Origin of the sequence: Govania unica, assembly GCF_027920805.1 — a bacterium.
Taxonomy (GTDB): Bacteria; Pseudomonadota; Alphaproteobacteria; order Sphingomonadales; family Govanellaceae; genus Govanella; species Govanella unica.
In genome coordinates, this window is record NZ_JANWOI010000004.1 from 101,353 (window position 1) to 119,586 (window position 18,234).

10 protein-coding genes are annotated in these 18,234 nt (G+C 58.1%); 5 read left to right on the plus strand and 5 right to left on the minus strand.

The genetic code is table 11. From position 1 onward, the window contains the following. Window positions 1–48: 48 nt before the first annotated feature. Window positions 49–2,223 (minus strand): TonB-dependent receptor, encoded by a 2,175-nt coding sequence (locus tag NYP16_RS11270; RefSeq protein WP_274944246.1) that lies wholly within the window; start codon window positions 2,221–2,223, stop codon window positions 49–51. 311 nt (window positions 2,224–2,534) lie between these two features. Between NYP16_RS11270 and pyc the strand changes: the two genes are divergently transcribed. The 3 genes from pyc to NYP16_RS11285 all read left to right on the plus strand — a co-directional run bounded on the left by pyc (window position 2,535) and on the right by NYP16_RS11285 (window position 9,078). Further along, window positions 2,535–5,996 (plus strand): pyruvate carboxylase, encoded by a 3,462-nt coding sequence (gene pyc, locus NYP16_RS11275; RefSeq protein WP_274944247.1) that lies wholly within the window; start codon window positions 2,535–2,537, stop codon window positions 5,994–5,996. A gap of 316 nt (window positions 5,997–6,312) precedes the next feature. Further along, entirely contained in the window at window positions 6,313–7,620 is a 1,308-nt protein-coding gene (locus tag NYP16_RS11280) for an OmpP1/FadL family transporter (protein ID WP_274944248.1), read from the plus strand. A gap of 18 nt (window positions 7,621–7,638) precedes the next feature. Next, window positions 7,639–9,078 carry a sensor histidine kinase gene (locus tag NYP16_RS11285; protein WP_274944249.1) on the plus strand — a complete coding sequence of 480 codons (1,440 nt, stop codon included), beginning with the start codon at window positions 7,639–7,641 and terminating at the stop codon, window positions 9,076–9,078. A 25-nt stretch (window positions 9,079–9,103) separates the two neighbouring features. On the opposite strand, the gene NYP16_RS11290 is transcribed toward NYP16_RS11285, so the two are convergent. The 3 genes from NYP16_RS11290 to NYP16_RS11300 form a co-directional block, all read right to left on the minus strand. Continuing rightward, entirely contained in the window at window positions 9,104–10,540 is a 1,437-nt protein-coding gene (locus NYP16_RS11290; protein WP_274944250.1) for a PilZ domain-containing protein, read from the minus strand. 301 nt (window positions 10,541–10,841) lie between these two features. Then, window positions 10,842–12,215, minus strand: a complete 1,374-nt coding sequence (locus NYP16_RS11295) for an amidohydrolase family protein (protein WP_274944251.1) — start codon at window positions 12,213–12,215, stop codon at window positions 10,842–10,844. Window positions 12,216–12,224: 9 nt separating this feature from the next. Further along, window positions 12,225–13,604, minus strand: a complete 1,380-nt coding sequence (locus NYP16_RS11300) for a metal-dependent hydrolase family protein (RefSeq protein ID WP_274944252.1) — start codon at window positions 13,602–13,604, stop codon at window positions 12,225–12,227. Between the two features lie 150 nt (window positions 13,605–13,754). On the opposite strand from NYP16_RS11300, the gene NYP16_RS11305 reads away from it, so the two are divergent. Then, the gene (locus tag NYP16_RS11305) at window positions 13,755–16,160 is read left to right on the plus strand and encodes a TonB-dependent receptor (RefSeq protein WP_274944253.1); all 2,406 of its coding nucleotides are present in this window, start codon (window positions 13,755–13,757) and stop codon (window positions 16,158–16,160) included. A gap of 214 nt (window positions 16,161–16,374) precedes the next feature. Here NYP16_RS11305 and NYP16_RS11310 read toward each other — a convergent pair whose 3' ends face one another. Continuing rightward, the gene (locus tag NYP16_RS11310; RefSeq protein WP_274944254.1) at window positions 16,375–16,965 is read right to left on the minus strand and encodes a TetR/AcrR family transcriptional regulator; all 591 of its coding nucleotides are present in this window, start codon (window positions 16,963–16,965) and stop codon (window positions 16,375–16,377) included. A gap of 134 nt (window positions 16,966–17,099) precedes the next feature. On the opposite strand from NYP16_RS11310, the gene NYP16_RS11315 reads away from it, so the two are divergent. Further along, window positions 17,100–18,155 carry a CDGSH iron-sulfur domain-containing protein gene (locus NYP16_RS11315; RefSeq protein WP_274944255.1) on the plus strand — a complete coding sequence of 352 codons (1,056 nt, stop codon included), beginning with the start codon at window positions 17,100–17,102 and terminating at the stop codon, window positions 18,153–18,155. Window positions 18,156–18,234 lie beyond the last annotated feature (79 nt).

Below are 18,234 nucleotides of genomic sequence, written 5' to 3' on the forward strand. Positions count from 1 at the left end.
ATTTCACAGGGAACTATGACATGACCGCACAAGGCTTGCCAGATGTCACTAGAACTGGAACCGGGCCTGGATGCCGTAATGGCGGCCACGGGCGGCTGCCGAGACGTCTCCGGACCCCGAACCGCTCCAGCGTGCCGGAACATATTCAAGCACATAGTGCTCGTTGAACATGTTTTCGACATAGCCGGTGACGGCCAGCCCCTTATGTTCAAGCGTCAGTCGCGCGTTGCCAAGCATGACGCTGTGGCGGCGGTTGAGGTTGTCGATTTCCCAGTAGTAAGCGCCGCCCGATCCGTTCAATTCGAAGCGCGGAATGACCATGGTGTCATCATTGACGGCGATGCGGTATTGGGCCGAAAAGGCGTAACTGATCGCGGCCACCTGCGGCAACTTGTTGCCTGTGAAGTTACCGGCAGACAACTGACCGGCAAAGACACTGGTGTCATAGGTCCGGATTTTTGAATCGGTGAGGCCGATCGCAGCGCTCACATCGAGATCGGGAACAGGCCGCGCGGTGATGTCAAATTCAAGACCGTAAACTTCTGAGCTCGGGATCGGGTTCGTGAGGATCTGGGTCGAGTTGTTGATGTCCAGGATATAGACCTGACGATCCTTGATGCGGGTATAGAAGGCAGCGCCCGACATACTGACGCGGCGATCAAGCAGGCTGGTTTTGAAGCCCAGTTCGAAGTTCCAGTTTTCTTCCTTTTTATAATAGCGGGTGATGAGGGCGCTCGGGTTGACCCCGCCGCTGCGGAACCCCTTGGCCACGGTGCCATAGACCATGGATTCATCGCCGTTGAAGAAATAGGTGATCGAGGCTTTTGGCTGCAGGGATTTGAAGGTCTTGTCGAAATTCTGAAGCAACACGCGGTCCAGCTGATGGCGCTTGTCCACGTCATACCGCGCCGCAGCCGTCAGTTCGATGCCCGAGTTGAACCGATAGATGAGCTGACCGAAGCCGGCATAGGCATCGTTCTTGTCGGTGGCCCGGGTGGCTGCGAACGGCAGCGGTGACGGTGTTGTCGGCGGCAGACCAAAGATCGGGAAAAAGTCCCGGCCGAGGAAGATCTCCGTATCGAGCTTCTGGTCTGTGTTGAGGTAATAGACCCCACCCATCCATTTGAACGGGCTGTCTCCGCTTGAGGCCAGCCGGACTTCCTGCGACCAGTTGGTGCTGTTCAGGTCTTGCTCCGCCGTCAGCCCGTCAAGCGGGGTGAAATCGATATCTTCATTGATACTGGACGAGACTTTTGAAAAGGCGGTGACCGAGGTCAGGACCATATTGTCGAAATCGATGTCGATCTTGCCGGAAGCGTCATTGAGGATGCGCTTGGCCGAAGACGGATAATCGCCGAGGTAGGGACGCGGCTTGTCGGGATTGGTGCCTGGCGGCACCACCGCATACCAGGCTGCGCCCGATTTGGTCTCGAGCCGCGAGTATCTCAGATCGATGCTGATGTTGTCTGTCGGTTTGGCCAAAAGGGCCGCGCGGATATTGCGGTCGTCCTGCCAGTTGGCTTCGTCGCGGCCGGGCGTGAACAGGCTGTCGACGTCGCCATCGAAGCTGCGGAACGATCCGGCGATGCGGAACAACAGCTTGTCTTCGATGATCGGGCCGCTCAGGCTGCCGTTCAGGCGCACATCATTGGCGCTGCCGTAGCTTGCGAGGACCGAGCCGGCAAGGTCGTTGGTCGGCTGCTTGGTGGTGATGTTGATGGCGCCGCCAATGGCGTTTCGGCCATATGTTGCGCCCTGCGGGCCTTTCAGGACTTCGATGCGTTCGATATCGAAGAGATCCTGGGTGATGCCGTAAGCATTGGTAAGCTGGACGCCGTCGATGACCACGGCGACAGACGGTTCGCCATTGCGGGCCTGACCGACGCCGCGAATATTGATGAGCGCCACGCCGGGTTGCTGGGCTTCGACAATGGACAGGTTCGGCACGCGGGCGGCCACGTCCTTCACGTCATTGATACGGGCGCTTTGGATGGCGCTGGCGGTGAGCGCGGTGATCGAGTCCGGGATTTCCTTCAGATTTTCTTCACGCTTGCGGGCGGTGACGATGATTTCCTCAAGCGCCGCCCCCTGTGTGGCCGTCTGCGCCATCACGCTGGCCAGACTGGCGTCGAAGGCGGCGGTGGCGACCAGCGCACTTAGGATGGCGGTGGAGCGGATGAGTTCCGAACGGATGGTTTTGGACGGCATGGACAGTTGTGACATGGCGTGAATGCTCCCTCCTGGTTTATGAGCGGGGTTTTATTCTTGTTGAATTTGATGAACCCGCAGTGATGAGGAGTTTACCGTCAGTTCCCAGCAGCTTGCGACTATCTTTCGATGTGGTCGGGGAAAGGACTGGTCCGACTTTTGGCTAGGTGCCGGTTATTTTGCAGTGCAATACAAACTGGCTTTTCCTGCGTATTCGGGCTAGCGTTTCGGTCCATCAGGATAGGCAGGGCGGGAACATTTCCTGTAAAGTTCCCGTAAACTGCCTTCAAAGGCCAATTATACAAATAAACAGAGCCCGTACCGCCATGACAGTCACGCAATCCGTTCCGCCTTTCAAGAAACTGCTCGTTGCCAACCGTTCGGAAATCGCCATCCGGATTTTCCGCGCTGCAACAGAACTCGGAATCCGCACCGTCGCGATATATGCCGAGGAAGATTCCCTGTCGCTCCATCGCTTCAAGGCCGATGAAGCTTACCGCATCACAAGTGACGGCGGTCCCATCGCGGCTTATCTGGCCATTGATGAGATCATTGAAACGGCGGTCTCCGCCGGGGTCGATGCCATTCACCCGGGCTATGGCTTCCTGTCGGAGAACCCTGATTTTGCTGCTGCTGTGGCGGCTGCGGGCATGACCTTCATCGGGCCGTCGCCGGCCACCATGCGGCTTTTGGGTGACAAGATTTCAGCCCGTCGTCTGGCCATGTCGGTCGATGTGCCGGTGATGCCAGCGACCGACCCGTTGCCCGAAGACGAGGCCGAGATCATCCGCCTCGCCGCCGGGATTGGCTATCCGGTGATGCTGAAGGCGAGCTGGGGCGGCGGCGGGCGCGGCATGCGTCCGATCCGCAGCGAGCAGGAACTGATGGACAATGTGCGTGCCGGTCGGCGCGAGGCCAAGGCGGCTTTCGGCCGCGACGAGGTCTATCTGGAAAAGCTCGTGATCCGGGCCCGTCATGTGGAAGTGCAGCTGCTCGGCGACCATCACGGCAATTTGTATCATTTGTTCGAACGCGATTGTTCGATCCAGCGTCGCAATCAGAAAGTGATCGAACGCGCGCCTGCGCCCTATCTCGATGCCGATCAGCGGCAGGAGATTTGTACCGCGGCGCTCGCCATCGGCCGCGCCTCCGACTATGTGGGGGCGGGCACGGTCGAGTTTCTGATGGATGAGCCCACGGGCAAATTTTATTTCATCGAGGTCAACCCGCGCATTCAGGTCGAACATACGGTCACCGAAATGGTCACCGGTGTCGATATCGTCAAGGCGCAGATCCATATCGCCGCAGGCGGACATCTTGGTGAGGTGACGGAAACCGGGGTGCCGCCACAGGCCGATATTCAGCTTGATGGCCATGCCATCCAGTGCCGGATCACCACGGAAGACCCGGAAAACCATTTCATTCCCGATTATGGCCGCATCACGGCTTATCGCGGCGCCGCCGGTTTCGGCATTCGCATTGACGGCGGCACGGCCTATTCCGGGGCGGTGGTGACGCGGCATTATGATGCGCTTCTGGAAAAGATTACCGCCTGGGCTCCAAGCTCGGACGAAGTCATCGCCCGCATGTTGCGTGCGCTGCGGGAATATCGCATTCGCGGGGTGTCGACCAATCTGCCGTTTCTGGAAAATGTGCTGGCCCATCCGACCTTCCGGGCGAACGGCTATACCACCCGCTTCATTGACGAGACGCCGGAACTTCTGTCCTCGGCAACGCGGCAGGATCGCGCCACCCGGTTGTTGCGCTATATTGCCGATGTGACCGTCAATGGCCATCCCGATGCGCGCGACCGGCCGCGTCCGCCGGCCTCGGCCCGCACCCCGCGGGCACCGAAATTTCAAAGCCCCGCCGCCGACGGCACGCGTCAGATTCTGCAGGAGCGTGGGGCCGCAGGGTTCGCCCGCTGGATGCGCGATCAGAAACAGGTGCTTCTGACCGACACCACCATGCGCGATGCCCATCAGTCGCTTCTGGCGACGCGCATGCGCAGCAAGGACATGATCCAGGTGGCCTCGGCCTATGCGCGGGGCTTGCCGCAATTGCTGTCTGTCGAATGCTGGGGCGGGGCCACGTTCGACGTCGCCATGCGCTTTCTGATCGAAGACCCGTGGGAGCGTCTCGCCCAGTTGCGCCAACGGCTGCCGAACATCATGACCCAGATGCTGCTGCGCGGCGCGAACGGTGTCGGCTATACCAACTACCCCGACAATGTGGTGCGCCATTTCGTGGCCGAGGCGGCGACGGCGGGGATCGATATTTTCCGTGTCTTCGATTGCTTGAACTGGGTCGAAAACATGCGGGTGGCCATTGATGCCGTGGTCGAAAGCGGCAAGGTGGCGGAAGGCGCGTTGTGTTATACCGGCGACATCCTCGATCCGGCGCGGGCCAAATATTCGCTGCGGTATTATGTGGACCTCGCCCGGCAGCTTGAACGGGCGGGCTGTCATGTGCTCGCCATCAAGGATATGGCCGGGCTGTTGAAACCGGCAGCGGCGCGGGTGCTGATCCGGGCGCTCAGGGAAGAAACGGATCTGCCGATTCATCTCCATACCCATGACACCTCGGGAGCGGCGGCGGCCACGTTGCTTGCCGCCATCGACGAAGGGGTCGATGCGGTGGACGGGGCGATTGACGCCATGTCCGGCACCACCTCGCAACCCTGTCTCGGGGCCATTGTCGAGGCTTTGCGTCATACCGAGCGCGACAGTGGGATCGACCCGCAAACCGTGCGCGAGATCAGCTTTTACTGGGAGGCGGTGCGCACGCAATATGCGGCCTTTGAAAGCGATCTCAAATCGGGGGCGTCCGAGGTTTATCTCCATGAGATGCCCGGCGGTCAGTTCACCAATCTGCGCGAACAGGCGCGGTCGCTTGGGCTTGAGTCCCGCTGGCATGACGTGGCGCGCACTTACCGCGACGCCAATATGCTGTTCGGCGACATTGTCAAAGTGACGCCGTCCTCGAAAGTCGTGGGCGACATGGCGCTGATGATGGTGTCTCAGGGCCTGAGTAATGAGGATGTGCTATCCGGCGAGCGGGAAATCTCCTTCCCGGCCTCGGTGGTCGAAATGCTTCATGGCGATCTCGGTCAGCCGCCGGGAGGGTGGCCGGAGGCCCTGCAGAAGCGGGTGTTGAAAGACCGCGTCCCGATCACTGTGCGTCCGGCGTCGTTGCTCGCCCCCGCCGATCTTGAGGCGACCCGGGCTCGCGGCCTTGAAAAATTCTCCGGACCGATCAGCGAGCGGGAGCTTTCTAGCTGGCTCATGTATCCGAAGGTCTATGAGGAGTTCCACGAGGCGGTGCGCCGCTATGGTCCGGTCTCGAAACTGCCGACTCCGGTGTTTTTCTATGGCATGGAGCCGGGCGATGAAATCATGGTCGAGATTGAAACCGGCAAGACTCTGGTGATTCGTCTGCAAACGGTCGGGGATACCGAGGACGACGGTCAGGTCCGCATCTTCTTCGAACTGAACGGTCAGCCGCGCGTGATCGCCGTGGCCAATCGGCGGGTGGCGGCCAATCTGCCGCAACGCCGGCGGGCTGACGATGGCAATCCGGATCATGTGGGCGCTCCCATGCCGGGGCTGGTTGCGACTCTCTCGGTCGCACCGGGGCAAGAGGTTAAGGCGGGCGATGTGCTGTTGACCCTTGAGGCGATGAAAATGGAGACCAGTCTGACCGCCCCGCGTGACGGCATTATTGCTGATTTATATGTCACAGTCGGGCAATCGGTGGATGCCAAGGATCTGATGCTGACCTTTATGTGAGCTAATATCGGGATTCTAAAAAATAGCGATAAGCCTGTCGAGTTATCTTGGTAATTAGAAGTAAGTTATTATAAACAATCGACTCTGCTGTCGCTTAGGCGCTTATGCCCCTAAGCGGGCATTTCCGGCTTAGACTTCAAGGGTCATTTCAACAGGACTCCTCCCGGGGAGTCCTGTATGATCTTATGGTTAATTATAAGATCGTTAACTAAAATCGCCTTTAATGTTCCCAGGTGTTTACCTTTTGGAATAGTCGCAGAGGGTTCAACTCAATTCGGCATTGCATCCGGATGCCGGCGATAAGAAAGGTGCCATAATGGGTAAGAAATCAGCTTCGATCCTGAAATTAGGGGCCTCGCTTCTCTTGCCGTGTTTGGTGGGTCTTGGCGGCGGCGCTGCAGACGCTGCGGGTTTTTATCTTGGCGAGCGCAGCATCAAAGCGAGCGGTACCGGCTTTGCCGGTGCGGCGGCGCTGTCTGATGACGCGAGCTTCATGTCTTTCAATCCAGCTATTCTGACGGGCCTGAAATCGGCCCAGATCACCGGGGGCGGGTATATCATTGCGCCGCGCGCAGTGGTGAGTAATGAGGGTAGTTTTGCCAATATCGGACCCTACACCGGTCTGCCCCTGAACGGCAGTGCGCGCGATCAGGCTTTCAAACCGCAACCGAGCGGCTTTCTTGCCGCGGCCATGCCGATCACCGAGGATGTCTGGGCTGGAATTTCCGTGAGTGCCCCATTCGGTCTCAAGAATCGCTATGACGAAGATTATTTCGGCCGTTATGACTCGACCCAGTCTTCGATCATGGTCATTGATATTGCTCCGACGCTCGCCTGGCGTGTCACTGATGGCCTGTCGATCGGCGGCAGCCTGTCCATGCAGCGGTCGGGCGTCACGCTTGTGAGCGCAATCCCCAACCCGTTCGATCCGGCGGGGCCGAGTGCCGCCTCGGATGGTTCGTTCCGCGTTCATGGCACGGATTGGGCCTATGGGTATTCCCTCGGTCTGTTGTTTGAACCGATCGACACTGTTCATCTGGGTGTGAGTTATCGCGGCAGGGTCAAGCATCGGCTTCATGGCACCGCCACCACCACCTTGTTTGGCCAGACGACCGAGCAAGGTGTTGCCGCCGATCTCAATTTGCCGGACGTGATCGCGGTCGCGGCGGCTTTTGATGTGACGCCGCGGTTGACGCTGCTCGCTCAGCTTAATCATTATGGCTGGAATCGGTTCAAGCAGATCCAGCTTGATCTGGCCGATGGCACAACTCAGGTTTCGCCGGAGAATTATCGCAATAGCTTGGGCGGCTCCGTCGGCGCCAAATATCTGGCCAATGATCGCCTGACGCTACGTGCCGGCGTGAATTATGATGAGACGCCGACCCTCAATAATAATCGTTCGACCCGGGTGCCGGACACCAATCGCTGGTGGCTGGCGGTTGGGTTGTCCTATCAGTTGATGGATCAATTGTCGGTGGATGTTTCCTATATGCATCTCCTCAACAAATCAGGTGCGATCAATCGGACGTCGAGTTTTCCGGCCTTGGCGACCACCATCAATACGATCGGCAGCACGGATGATAGTTGTAATGTCTTCGGCTTGGGTCTGAGCCATAATTTTTAGTAAACTCAGGCGTAGTTCATGGAAGTTGAGCGAGATGATGTGGCGGTAAGACCTGGGTATGGTATCCGGCCTTTCAGCCTTCGTTTCACCGATGAAGGTCTTGAACGCCGGTTTGCGATCGATCGTATGGACCGTGCGCTTTTCAGCATACGGATTCTGTTGCTGGCCGGAGTGGTGCTTTATGCGCTGTTCGGCGTTCTCGATGCTTTTGTGCTTGGCTCTTCCAGCAAAGCGGCGCTGCTGATCCGGTTCGGCGTTGTCGTTCCGGTACTGCTCGCGGTTTTTCTATTCACCTTCACCGCATATTTCAATCGCATGGCGCAACTGGCGCTTGGTTTTGCGATGTTCATGGCGGGGCTTGGCATTATTGCCATGACGGCGGTGGCGACAGCGCCCGGCAACGCGCTTTATTATGCCGGCCTGATCATGGTCGTCAGTTTCTGTCTCAATCTTTTACGCCTGCGCTGGACCAATGCGGCTGTGCTCGCGCTGACGCTGGTGCTGATCTATCAGCCGGTGGCCATGTGGATCAATCCGATCGATGAGTATCTGATTGTCAGCAACAATTTCTTTCTGGTGATGTCGACCGGCGTCGGGATTTTTTCCTGTTACGTGCAGGAACTTTATATGCGCCGCGATTATCTTCATGCGGAGATGCTGCGGCTTGAAAAGCTGCGGTCGGATGAGCTGCTGGCGGCGGCGGAATCGGCGAGCCGGGCCAAAAGCGATTTCCTCAGCGTCGTCAGCCATGAATTGCGCACCCCCCTCAATGCCATTCTCGGCTTCAGCGAGGTCATGCAGCAACGCCTGTTCGGTCCGATCGGGCAGGAAAAATACGTCGGCTACGTCGATGATATTCACTCGGCAGCCGGGCATTTGCTCAAGATCGTCACCGACGTTCTTGATCTGTCGAAGGCCGAGGTCGGCAAGCTTGTGATTGATGAGGAAAAAGTCGATGTGATCGACGTGCTTCAATCGAGCCTGCGGCTTTTGCGCGAACAGGCGGCGGAAAGCGGCTTGCGTCTGTCCTTCGATATGCCGGACTGGGAGCCGGAGCTTGTTGCGGATTCACGATTGTTGAAGCAGGTCTTCATCAACCTGATCGGCAATGCCATCAAATTCACACCGCCAGGCGGGTCTGTGAATGTGCGCCTGGCGAGCATCGCCAAGGGCGGCCTCGCCATTTATTTCACCGACACCGGTATCGGCATCGCCAAGGAAAATATCGAGAAGGTCATGGAACCCTTCGTGCAGGTGGAAAGCGCTTTTGCCCGCCGCTACGGTGGCACCGGACTTGGCCTGCCGCTCGTCAAGCGCATTATAGAGCTGCATGGCGGCTTCATGACCCTTGATAGCCGACTTGGGGCCGGAACGACGATCTCGGTCGTTCTGCCCCCGCAGCGTGTTTTGAATCATGAGATAGAGGACAGCCCTGTCCCGAATCTGGCACAGGGCTGAGCTCCTGCTGGCTGAGCTCTTGGGCCTAGGCTTTCTTATGCATGGACAGCAGCACGACGCGGCCGGTCGGGTCGAGACTTGTGCTGACTTCGGCATCTTCAAGCCCAGCGGCCAGCGCCAGCATTTCCTGCTCGTCGCGGTAGATGATGTTCCAGTCGGTAAGGAATTCCATCGGCCAGAGATTGCTTTCCGGGCATTTCATCATGTTGCTGATGATGAGCTTGCCGCCCGGCGCGATGAATTTGTAAAGCGACGTGATCCAGGCCTTGGCGCGGCGCGCGGTCAGGTAATCGATGAGCCCGACCGAATAGACGAAATCCTGCAATCCGATGGTGGAAAACAGTTCCTGCGTCTTCAGAAGCTGCGAGAAGGACGCATGGAGACAGCGCACGCTCGCCTGCCGGTTGAGGCGGATGACTTCGGCATGGGTTGATTCATAGACCAGCTCAAGCGCGCCCTGGTCTTGATCGATCAGCGTGAATTGTGCATTGCGCGGCAATTGGCCGAGCTTGAGATAATCGATCACCTCACGGGCCGAGCCGCAGCCGAGATTGGTGATGCGGGCCACGCCGTCGGCTTTTTCAAGCAGCGTCTTGGCGATTTCCTGCCGCATCATCACGCTGCGCGTGGCGATGCATTCGGCAACATCAAGGCCGATGCGATGAACGAGCTTTTCATAAAGGCTCGCGCCCACGCGCTGCCAGTCATAAACCATGTTCATGATCTGATAATCGCCGGGATAGCCGAGCGGTTTCGCATAGCTGCGGTTCCACACCACGCCCGACATGAATTCAGGCGTGAGCACCAGTTCGGTGAATTTCTTGGTGGCGCGCAAGGCTTCCGGATTGTCCATGATGCCTTCGACCAGCGCATTGCCGCGATACCATAGCTCTCGCCATTGCGGAATGATCTGCTGTTCGCAGGAGGCGAGCAATTCGGCGGCGGCGTCAGGCGTCAGATTGGTCTGGGAGATGGTATCAAGCCCGCTCCGGTAAGACCGCAGCAGCTGCAGGATATCGGCGCAGAGCATGCGATATTCGGGAGCAACGCCCGCGCCCGGCGCGGTCGCGGCAAAACTCGCGAGTTCATTCCGGAGACTGATTTCCTTGTATTTATCGACCACCTGCAACACGTTGAAGCTGCGATCGAGGAGCCGGAGGCCGAGCTTGGTGCCCGCCTGTGTGGGCTCCACCCGCACGACTTCGCCAGCACCTTCATAAAGATGGCTGTTGCCGAGCAGCAGTTGGATGTTGACGCGTTTTTCCGGCTCGTAAGCATGGTTGGAATTGGCGGCGGAGATCGCCGACAACCCGCTCAGGCTGACGTCAGAGAGGGTGATGGGCATTTGGTCCAGCATCAGGGTGGGCATGCTGCGTTGAAACAGATCGCGGGCTCTGAATCGCTCCGCGCGGAAAAAAATACGCCGTCCTTCGCCGCCGCTCAGTTCTTCATAATGCTTCATATTTCTCCCCTTTTACTACGCTTCAGCCCCCACAGGCCCGTATTGAGTGTTTTTCGCAAAACGTACCTGCTGCATGAAACTTTGCAGCTACGACGTGCATGCCAACAACCGAAAAGCTTATCTAACGTTAACCACTTGTTAACACTATTGCATAGAGCTTTGAACTAGAAAAGTTAAACCGGAGGCCTGAAATGAAAATTTTTATGCAGAAATCTGATCACGAAATATGAGCAAGAGAAGGCAATAAAAAAGCGGCGCGGAATGATTCCGCGCCGCTGAGGTGTTGTCGGTTGGAAGATTTTTAGTGGGTGATGCGACCTGATTGCCGAGTGCCAGCGAGCTTAAGCTTGCTGTCGTCGAGAATAGCACCGCCCTTCATGACTAGCAGAATGGCCTTGGCATTGTTGATGTCGACGCTCGGGTCAGCGCTGAGGAGAACGGCGTCGGCAAGCTTGCCTTCTTCGACCGAACCCATGTCACGCTCTTTGCCGAGGAACACCGCGCCGTTCAGCGTCGCGATGCGGATGATGTCGAGGGGGGCAATGCCCGCCGCCGCCAGCAATTCCATTTCCCGATGCACGGCCGCGCCGATGCTTTGATCGGTGCCAAGGGCAAGCACGCCGCCGCCAGCGTGAATCTTGCGCAGATTCTCCTGGGCGATCGGAGTCATCAGCTTCATCCACCAGGTCCAGGTTTCCTTGGACCATTTGTCGCGGGTTTCGGTCTTCAGCTTGGCGATCTCGTCGCTGCCGAGGGCCGCTTTGTAGAGCGGCTGATCAAGATATTCAGGATGTTCAGCGAGACGGCTGTAGTTTTCACCGATGGCGAGGGTGGTGGTCATCGGAATCTTTTTTGCCGCCATGAGCATGACGAATTCATCGCTGACCGGGCCCTGAATGACCGGATGGGCGAGCGTATCGACACCGGCGAAGATCGCCTGCCGGGCCTGATATTCAAGTGAGGTATGCACCGTCGTGCGGATGCCGTGATCGTTGTAATATTCGATCACTTTCTGCATCAGTTCGACATCGAGCAGCGGGATCATGGAACGCGTGCCCCAGCCATGCTGATCGAAGGTCATCTTGAGCACGTCGGGTTTGCGGGCGATATGCTTGTCGAGCGCTTCCCGCGCCTCCGGCCAGCTTTCGATATCGGTTGAAGCCGGACCGCTGCCATGGCTGCCCGGGGCGGTGACGAGGCTGCCGGTGGCGAAGACACGGGGAGCGATCAATTTACCCGAGCGTTCATCGTCGCGCAGGCTGAAGATAAAGTCAGGCACGTTGCCGGCATCAAAGACCGAGGTGACGCCGCTATAGAGATAGCTTTGCAGTGCCTCGGCACCCTGCTGGCGGTTGATGACCGCTTTGCGGATGCCATCGCGGGTGACTTCACTGCCGCCCTTCAGATGGATATGCATATCCATCAGACCGGGAATGAGATATTTGCCGCTGCCGTCGATGCGGTGGCCTTTGATATCTCCGGCGCTTGAGGTGGGGGTCACGCGGACGAATTTGCCATTATCGACGACCACGGTCATGGCGGGCTTCGGCGCCGCGCCGGTGCCGTCGATGAGCGTGACATTGTCGAAGATGATGGCTTCGGCCAGCGCCGCGCCACTGGTGAGGGCGACGAGGGCGGAGAGGGCAAGGCCCGTGATTTTAAGTTTGAGACTCATGATTGTTCCTTATTTCCCGTCCTGCTTGAAGACGATGCCGTCACGCATCACGAAATCGACGCCGAGCACGGCCTTGATATCCTGCAACGGATCGCCGGGCATGGCCACAACGTCAGCCGCCATGCCGGGGGCAAGCTTGCCAACGCCTTCGATACCGCCCGCTTGGGCAGCTTTGACGGTACCCGCCATCAGCGCTTCCATGGGGGTCATGCCGATGCCGACAAGTTCAATGAATTCATTGATGTTTTCGCCATTCGGAGACACGCCGCTATCGGTGCCGAGCGCGATGTTCACGCCCATTTTATAGGCCTTGCTCGCCATGTCCTTCGGCTGACGGCCGAGCTTCAGAAGCTTGGCCATGACCGCCGGGGTGGCGTTCTTGTAAGGGCCGTTCCGCATCTTTTCCGGGGTGTCGCCAGCATAGGTGATCGGATAAATGGTCGGGATCAGCCAGGCGCCGGTTTTCTTGAACAGACGCAGGGTGTCTTCGTCGGCCCACATGGAATGCTCGATCGAATCAAAGCCCGCACGCAGCGCGCTGTCGATTCCGGCCTTGTCATGGGCGTGGGCAGTCACTTTGCGGCCGAGCGCATGGGCGGTTTCGGCGATGGCGACCAGTTCGGCGTCGGTGAACTGCTGGCCGGTTCCGGCAGCGGTGTTCGACAGCGTGCCGCCGGTGGAGGTTACCTTGATCACGTCGGATCCGCGTTTGACTGCTGCACGTACGGCGCGGCGGCAATCGTCAGCGCCGTTGCAGACGCCAGCGGCCGGCATGGCTTTCTCTACTTCGTCACGATAGCCGTGGAAATCGCCATGGCCACCGGTCGGGGTGATGGCAGCTCCGGCGACCAGGATCTTCGGACCCGGTACGAGGCCGTCGCGAATTCCGTCCCGAAGGGCATAGACGCTGGTGCCCGGCGAACCGAGATCGCGCACGGTGGTGAAGCCCGTCATCAGGGTCTTGCGCGCATTGTTGGCGGCGATCAGTGAGAAATAGCTGTCCGGCTTGGTGACGATGAGCGTGCGGTCGGGATTGGCGCCAAAGCTCAGATGGACATGGAGATCGATAAAGCCCGGCATGACGAATTTGTCGGACAGATCGATGATCTTGGCGTCGGCGCCAAGACCGAGGGCGGCGGCGTCAACATGGCCGGCGCGCACTTCCTTGACCTTGCCATCTTCGATCACGAGCGTTGCCGGGCTGATCGGTGCCTGACCGGGTACCGCCAACAGCTTGCCCGCGTGAATGACCGTCACATCGGCCGCCTCGGCGCTGGTAGTGGGCAGACCACCAAGCATCAGCGACAGCCCGAGCAGGGGCAGACTGAATAAGGAGTGGCCGAGAACGGCAGTTCCTTTTTTTATGATTCTGGCTAATCCCGATTGCATTTTTCTCTCCCTGAAACTGGATTTGCATTAGTGTACAATAAAATATGATTTTGAATATACAAATGCAAATTCTTTGTATATGTTGCAGCGGCTGTTTCAAGGCCAAAAGACGAAGACCTGCTGGGTCTTTGCAAAAATAAAGGGAATAGGATGAGAGGAAATATCAGTACTTACCGGCGTGGTTTTCTGAGTGGAACCGTTTCGATGCTGGCGTTCCTGGCAGCGGTTCCTGCCGTTGCTGTTGCTGCTGAATCGGGACAAAGCGTCGCGTCGGCCGGATTTGAAGAAATTCTGGTGACCGCCCGTAAGCGCGGGGAAGAGCGTTTGCAGGATATTCCGGCAACGATCACCGCGCTCGGCAGCGGCACCCTCGAACAGATGGGCGCGCTTAATTTCGCCGATTTCGCATATCAGGTGCCGGGCCTGACCTTCTCCGACGAAGGTGCTGGTCAGAAACGTTACGTGCTGCGTGGCGTCCGTTCGGCCGGTCAGGAACAGGTTGCCGTCTATTATGACGAAGTACCGGTTCCCGGCATTCAGGGCGCAGGCGGCGACAGCGGCTCGCAGACCACTGACCTCAAGATTTTCGACATCGATCGCGTTGAAGTGCTGAAAGGCCCGCAGGGCTCGACTTTCGGCGCGAACTCGCAGGCTGGTACCGTACGCTTCATCATGAAGAAGCCGGTCATGAACGAAGTTCAGGGCCAGATCAAAGTCGGCGCCAACAAGATCCAGGACGGCGGCACGGGTGCCAATGTCTATGGCATGTTCAACGCTCCGCTCGTCACCGACAAGCTGTCGCTCCGCGCCATCGCCTATTACGATCGCGAAGCCGGTTACATCGACAACGTGCGTCTTGGCCAGAATAACATCAACTGGCAGCAAACGACTGGCTTCCGCGGCATGCTGCGCTTCCAGCCGACTGATAACCTGACTGTCGATGCCATGGCCTGGCTCGAAAACCGCAAAAGCGGCGGCTCGAATCGCTACAACCCCTATGATTCGTTCTCGGCTTCGGCCAGCAACCTCGATTTCGTGAACAATAACCTTCAGCCGCTCAGCGATATCCGTCGTATCGCTTATTTCCAGACCGGCGATCTCAAGGTCGGCGATTATACGCGCAGCGACATGCCGGATGATCAGCAGATCTACAGCCTGACCATGAACTGGGATCTCGACTGGGCCAGTCTTGTGGCGACTGGATCGGTCTATAAGCGCGATTACGGTTTCAAGCGCGATTCGACCTGGGTGCTTCTGAGCCTGGGCGTACGTCCGAACGGCTTTCCAGGCATCACCCCGGCGCGTCCGGATCTCCTCCCGGCCCTGACCGATCAGACCCAGAGCATCGAGCAGAAGGCGTTCGAAATGCGCCTGAACTCCAATCCGGGCAGCAAGTTCCAGTGGATGGGCGGTTTCTTCTATCGTGACCGTGCTTCAAGCTTCCGCAGCTATGTGCCGGTGGTCGATCCGGTAACCGGTATGCCTTACGATCCGGGTGTGCCGCCGACGGGTTATATCGGTCCGGTTCCGGGCACGGGTCTTGTGGATTGCAATCCTTGCGCCACGGCTCGCGTCAATGATCGCAAGATCAAGGAAATCGCGTTCTTCGGTGAAGCAACCTATGCGGTCACTGAGCAGTTCGAAGCCATGGTTGGTGCCCGTTGGTTCCAGTCCAAGCAAAGCGACCTCGGTTCGACGACCTTCCCGTTCGCGCTCTTCGCTCAGGCTCCGCTGCCTGAAGCGGATGCGCGCACGTTCAAGGAAAGCAAGCCGATCCTGAAGTTCCAGCTGTCTTATCGTCTTGACGAAGACAAGGTTCTTTATGCGCTGGCGTCACAGGGCTATCGTCTTGGTGGCACCAACCAGCAGGGTATCGTTGCTGTGCCGCTCGGCTATGGCGCAGATAGCCTGTGGAACTATGAAGTCGGTACGAAAACCGCATGGCTTGATCGCCGCTTGATCCTGAACCTCTCGGCCTTCCTTATCAAATGGAAGGACATTCAGGTCTCGGGTCGTGATCCGTCGGGTGCGTTCGGCTTCATCGGTAACGCTGGTGCAGCAGAGATCCGTGGTCTTGAAGCCGAACTTCAGGCACGTCCGGCTGAAGGTTTCGACATCACTGCCGGTCTGAGCTGGTTGCCGAAGCGCGAACTGACCAAGGACCAGATCACTGATCAGGTCGTGGCTCCAGGCCGTGCGGGCGACAAGCTGCCCTTCATTCCGGCCTTCACCGCGAACGTTGCTGCGCAATACAGCTATGATCTTGCGGTTGCTGACTGGAGCGGCTTTGTCCGTGCAGAATATGCGTTCCATGGCAAGTCGAACTCGGAACTCAGTGTCGCTTCGCGTCACAACCGTGTTCAGAACAGCTATGACATCGTCAATGCACGTGCTGGCTTCATGAATACGGCGAATGATCTCGACGTCACGTTCTATGTGGAAAACGTCTTCAACTCGCGCGGCGACGTGCGCGTGCGGGCTGAAGATTCGCTCCTGACCTTCAAATGGACCAACACGCCGCGTAACTTCGGCATCGACGTCACGAAGAAGTTCTAAGAACTCTGATCTATCAAACTACGAAAGGGAGGCTTTATGCCTCCCTTTTTTATTCTGTCATGGCGATCCAGTCTGGGCGGGGTGCGAGTTTCTGGATTGCCACGCTCCCTCCGGTCGCTCGCAATGACGGGGTTTGGTTGGCGGCACAGCGTTTCTCGACGTCATCGCGAGGCGCAGAGCGCCGCGGCGATCCAGTCTTCCGCGGGACGGGGCGTTATGGGGCGACGATATAGGGTGCGAAGAGGGCCATGATGAGATCGTAGCCTTCACCGAGACGTGTGGCATCTAACGGATCGCCACCGGCTTCGGAAAACGCCAGCCAATTGTCGCAGACGATCCAGCTGAGGTGCACCAGGGCCGGAATGGTTGCGGGTGGTACGGGGGCACGCAGCAGGCCGGAGGCCACGAGTGTGCGGAAAAATGTCTCCAATTCCGCCAGGCGGCGGATGCGATTTTCAAAATATCTCTGACACAGCAGCGGGTCGCGGTTGGTGAGGGCGGTCAGTTCGCGGAAGAAAAACCGATAGCGCCAGACCAGTTGCGTATAGCGTTCGAACATCACGCGCATATGGGCGAGCGTCGGCTGGTGCAGATCCTTGCCGGCGTCTTCGGCGGCTTCCTGGGCCAGGCGCTCAAAGATCGTGGCGATCAGATCTTCCTTGGTGCGGAAATGATAATGCAGATGACCGCGGCTGATGCCACAAGCGGCGGCGATGCGATTAACGGAGACGGCCTTGACGCCTTCTGCGTTGAACAGGGAGACTGCTGTTTCGATGATCCGCGTTTGCGCTTCCGCCGTTGCCATGGAGTCACTCTCTACCAGTCGAACAAGATCAAAATTCGGGCGCTCGGCTTAGGGTGAACACCCTAAATGTGAACTGTACAGCAGCCCCTGGCCGGGCCACCATCTGTAAAATATTCCAAGGAGACTCTGTCATCATGAATGCCCCCGTCGTAGCCAAAACCAAGCCCTTTTACAAGGAACTGAAAAAAGGGCGGAGTTATCTCTGGTGCAGCTGCGGCCAGTCGAAGCGTCAGCCGTTTTGCGATTATTCCCATGTCGGCACCGCCTTTGAGCCGGTTACCTATGTAGGTCAGTATGATGGCGAGGAAGTGCTGTTTTGCGGCTGCAAGCAGACCGGCACCGGGCCGTTTTGCGATGGCGCCCATAACAATATTCTCGGCGGTTACCGCGATGACGATCCGAACAGCCCAGAAAATCTGTTGATCCCGCTTGTCACCGAGATGGATGCGGCGCGCAAGATGCTGGATGGCGGCTGCTATGTGTTTTCAACCACGGACGCCGATTATCAAAGTGAGGGAAATCTGCGCCATACGGTGGTGATTTCCGAAGCCCAGGGCGCGCAATATCAGTCGCAGTTTTATGCAGAACTCGAAAGCGGCCTGTCTCCGGTCATGAGCTTTGGCGATCGCCATGTGGTGTTGTTGATTTCCGAAGGCAGCGGCCAGGTGGTGATCGGCGGTCAAAGCTTCGACGTCAACGCCACCGACGGCATCTATGTGCGGCCGGGGGAAAGCTTCGTGATCCAGTCGGCGGATGCGGCGCTCAAGACCTTTATATCGGCCTGCCCCGCAGCGCCCGAAATGATGTTCACCGAACAGCCGTCATCCACGTTCGAAGCCGATTGGCCGCAGCGCGTGATCAGCGTCGATCCGGAAAAGCGGCATTCCATGGCCGCGCGTTTTTTCCAGATGCTGGTGGACAAGACCATCGGCTCGACTGTGGCGACCCAGTTCATCGGGCATATTCCGTTTTCAAAGGCCGAACCTCATCGTCATCTTTATGAGGAATCACTGATCGTGCTGACCGGCAAGGGCTGCTTCTGGACCGATAGCCTGAAGACCAACGTCAAGGCCGGGGACGTGATCTTCCTGCCGCGCAAGGTGCGTCATTCGTTCGAGGCCACCGACGAGCATGGCATGGATGTGGCCGGGGTGATCTATCCCGGCGACAATCCGAGCATCAATTACTGAGGCCTGCAAAAAAAATGAGCCGCCGGAATCTTTAAGGTTCCGGCGGCTTTTAGTTTTTGGCGGACAAACTGGTTTTCGC

What these genes read in the sequence shown, in the direction of transcription:
- NYP16_RS11270 (WP_274944246.1), bottom strand. Translation starts at nt 2,223, where the DNA reads ATGTCACAACTGTCCATGCCGTCCAAAACCATCCGTTCGGAACTCATC.
- pyc (WP_274944247.1), top strand. Translation starts at nt 2,535, where the DNA reads ATGACAGTCACGCAATCCGTTCCGCCTTTCAAGAAACTGCTCGTTGCC.
- NYP16_RS11280 (WP_274944248.1), top strand. Translation starts at nt 6,313, where the DNA reads ATGGGTAAGAAATCAGCTTCGATCCTGAAATTAGGGGCCTCGCTTCTC.
- NYP16_RS11285 (WP_274944249.1), top strand. Translation starts at nt 7,639, where the DNA reads ATGGAAGTTGAGCGAGATGATGTGGCGGTAAGACCTGGGTATGGTATC.
- NYP16_RS11290 (WP_274944250.1), bottom strand. Translation starts at nt 10,540, where the DNA reads ATGAAGCATTATGAAGAACTGAGCGGCGGCGAAGGACGGCGTATTTTT.
- NYP16_RS11295 (WP_274944251.1), bottom strand. Translation starts at nt 12,215, where the DNA reads ATGAGTCTCAAACTTAAAATCACGGGCCTTGCCCTCTCCGCCCTCGTC.
- NYP16_RS11300 (WP_274944252.1), bottom strand. Translation starts at nt 13,604, where the DNA reads ATGCAATCGGGATTAGCCAGAATCATAAAAAAAGGAACTGCCGTTCTC.
- NYP16_RS11305 (WP_274944253.1), top strand. Translation starts at nt 13,755, where the DNA reads ATGAGAGGAAATATCAGTACTTACCGGCGTGGTTTTCTGAGTGGAACC.
- NYP16_RS11310 (WP_274944254.1), bottom strand. Translation starts at nt 16,965, where the DNA reads ATGGCAACGGCGGAAGCGCAAACGCGGATCATCGAAACAGCAGTCTCC.
- NYP16_RS11315 (WP_274944255.1), top strand. Translation starts at nt 17,100, where the DNA reads ATGAATGCCCCCGTCGTAGCCAAAACCAAGCCCTTTTACAAGGAACTG.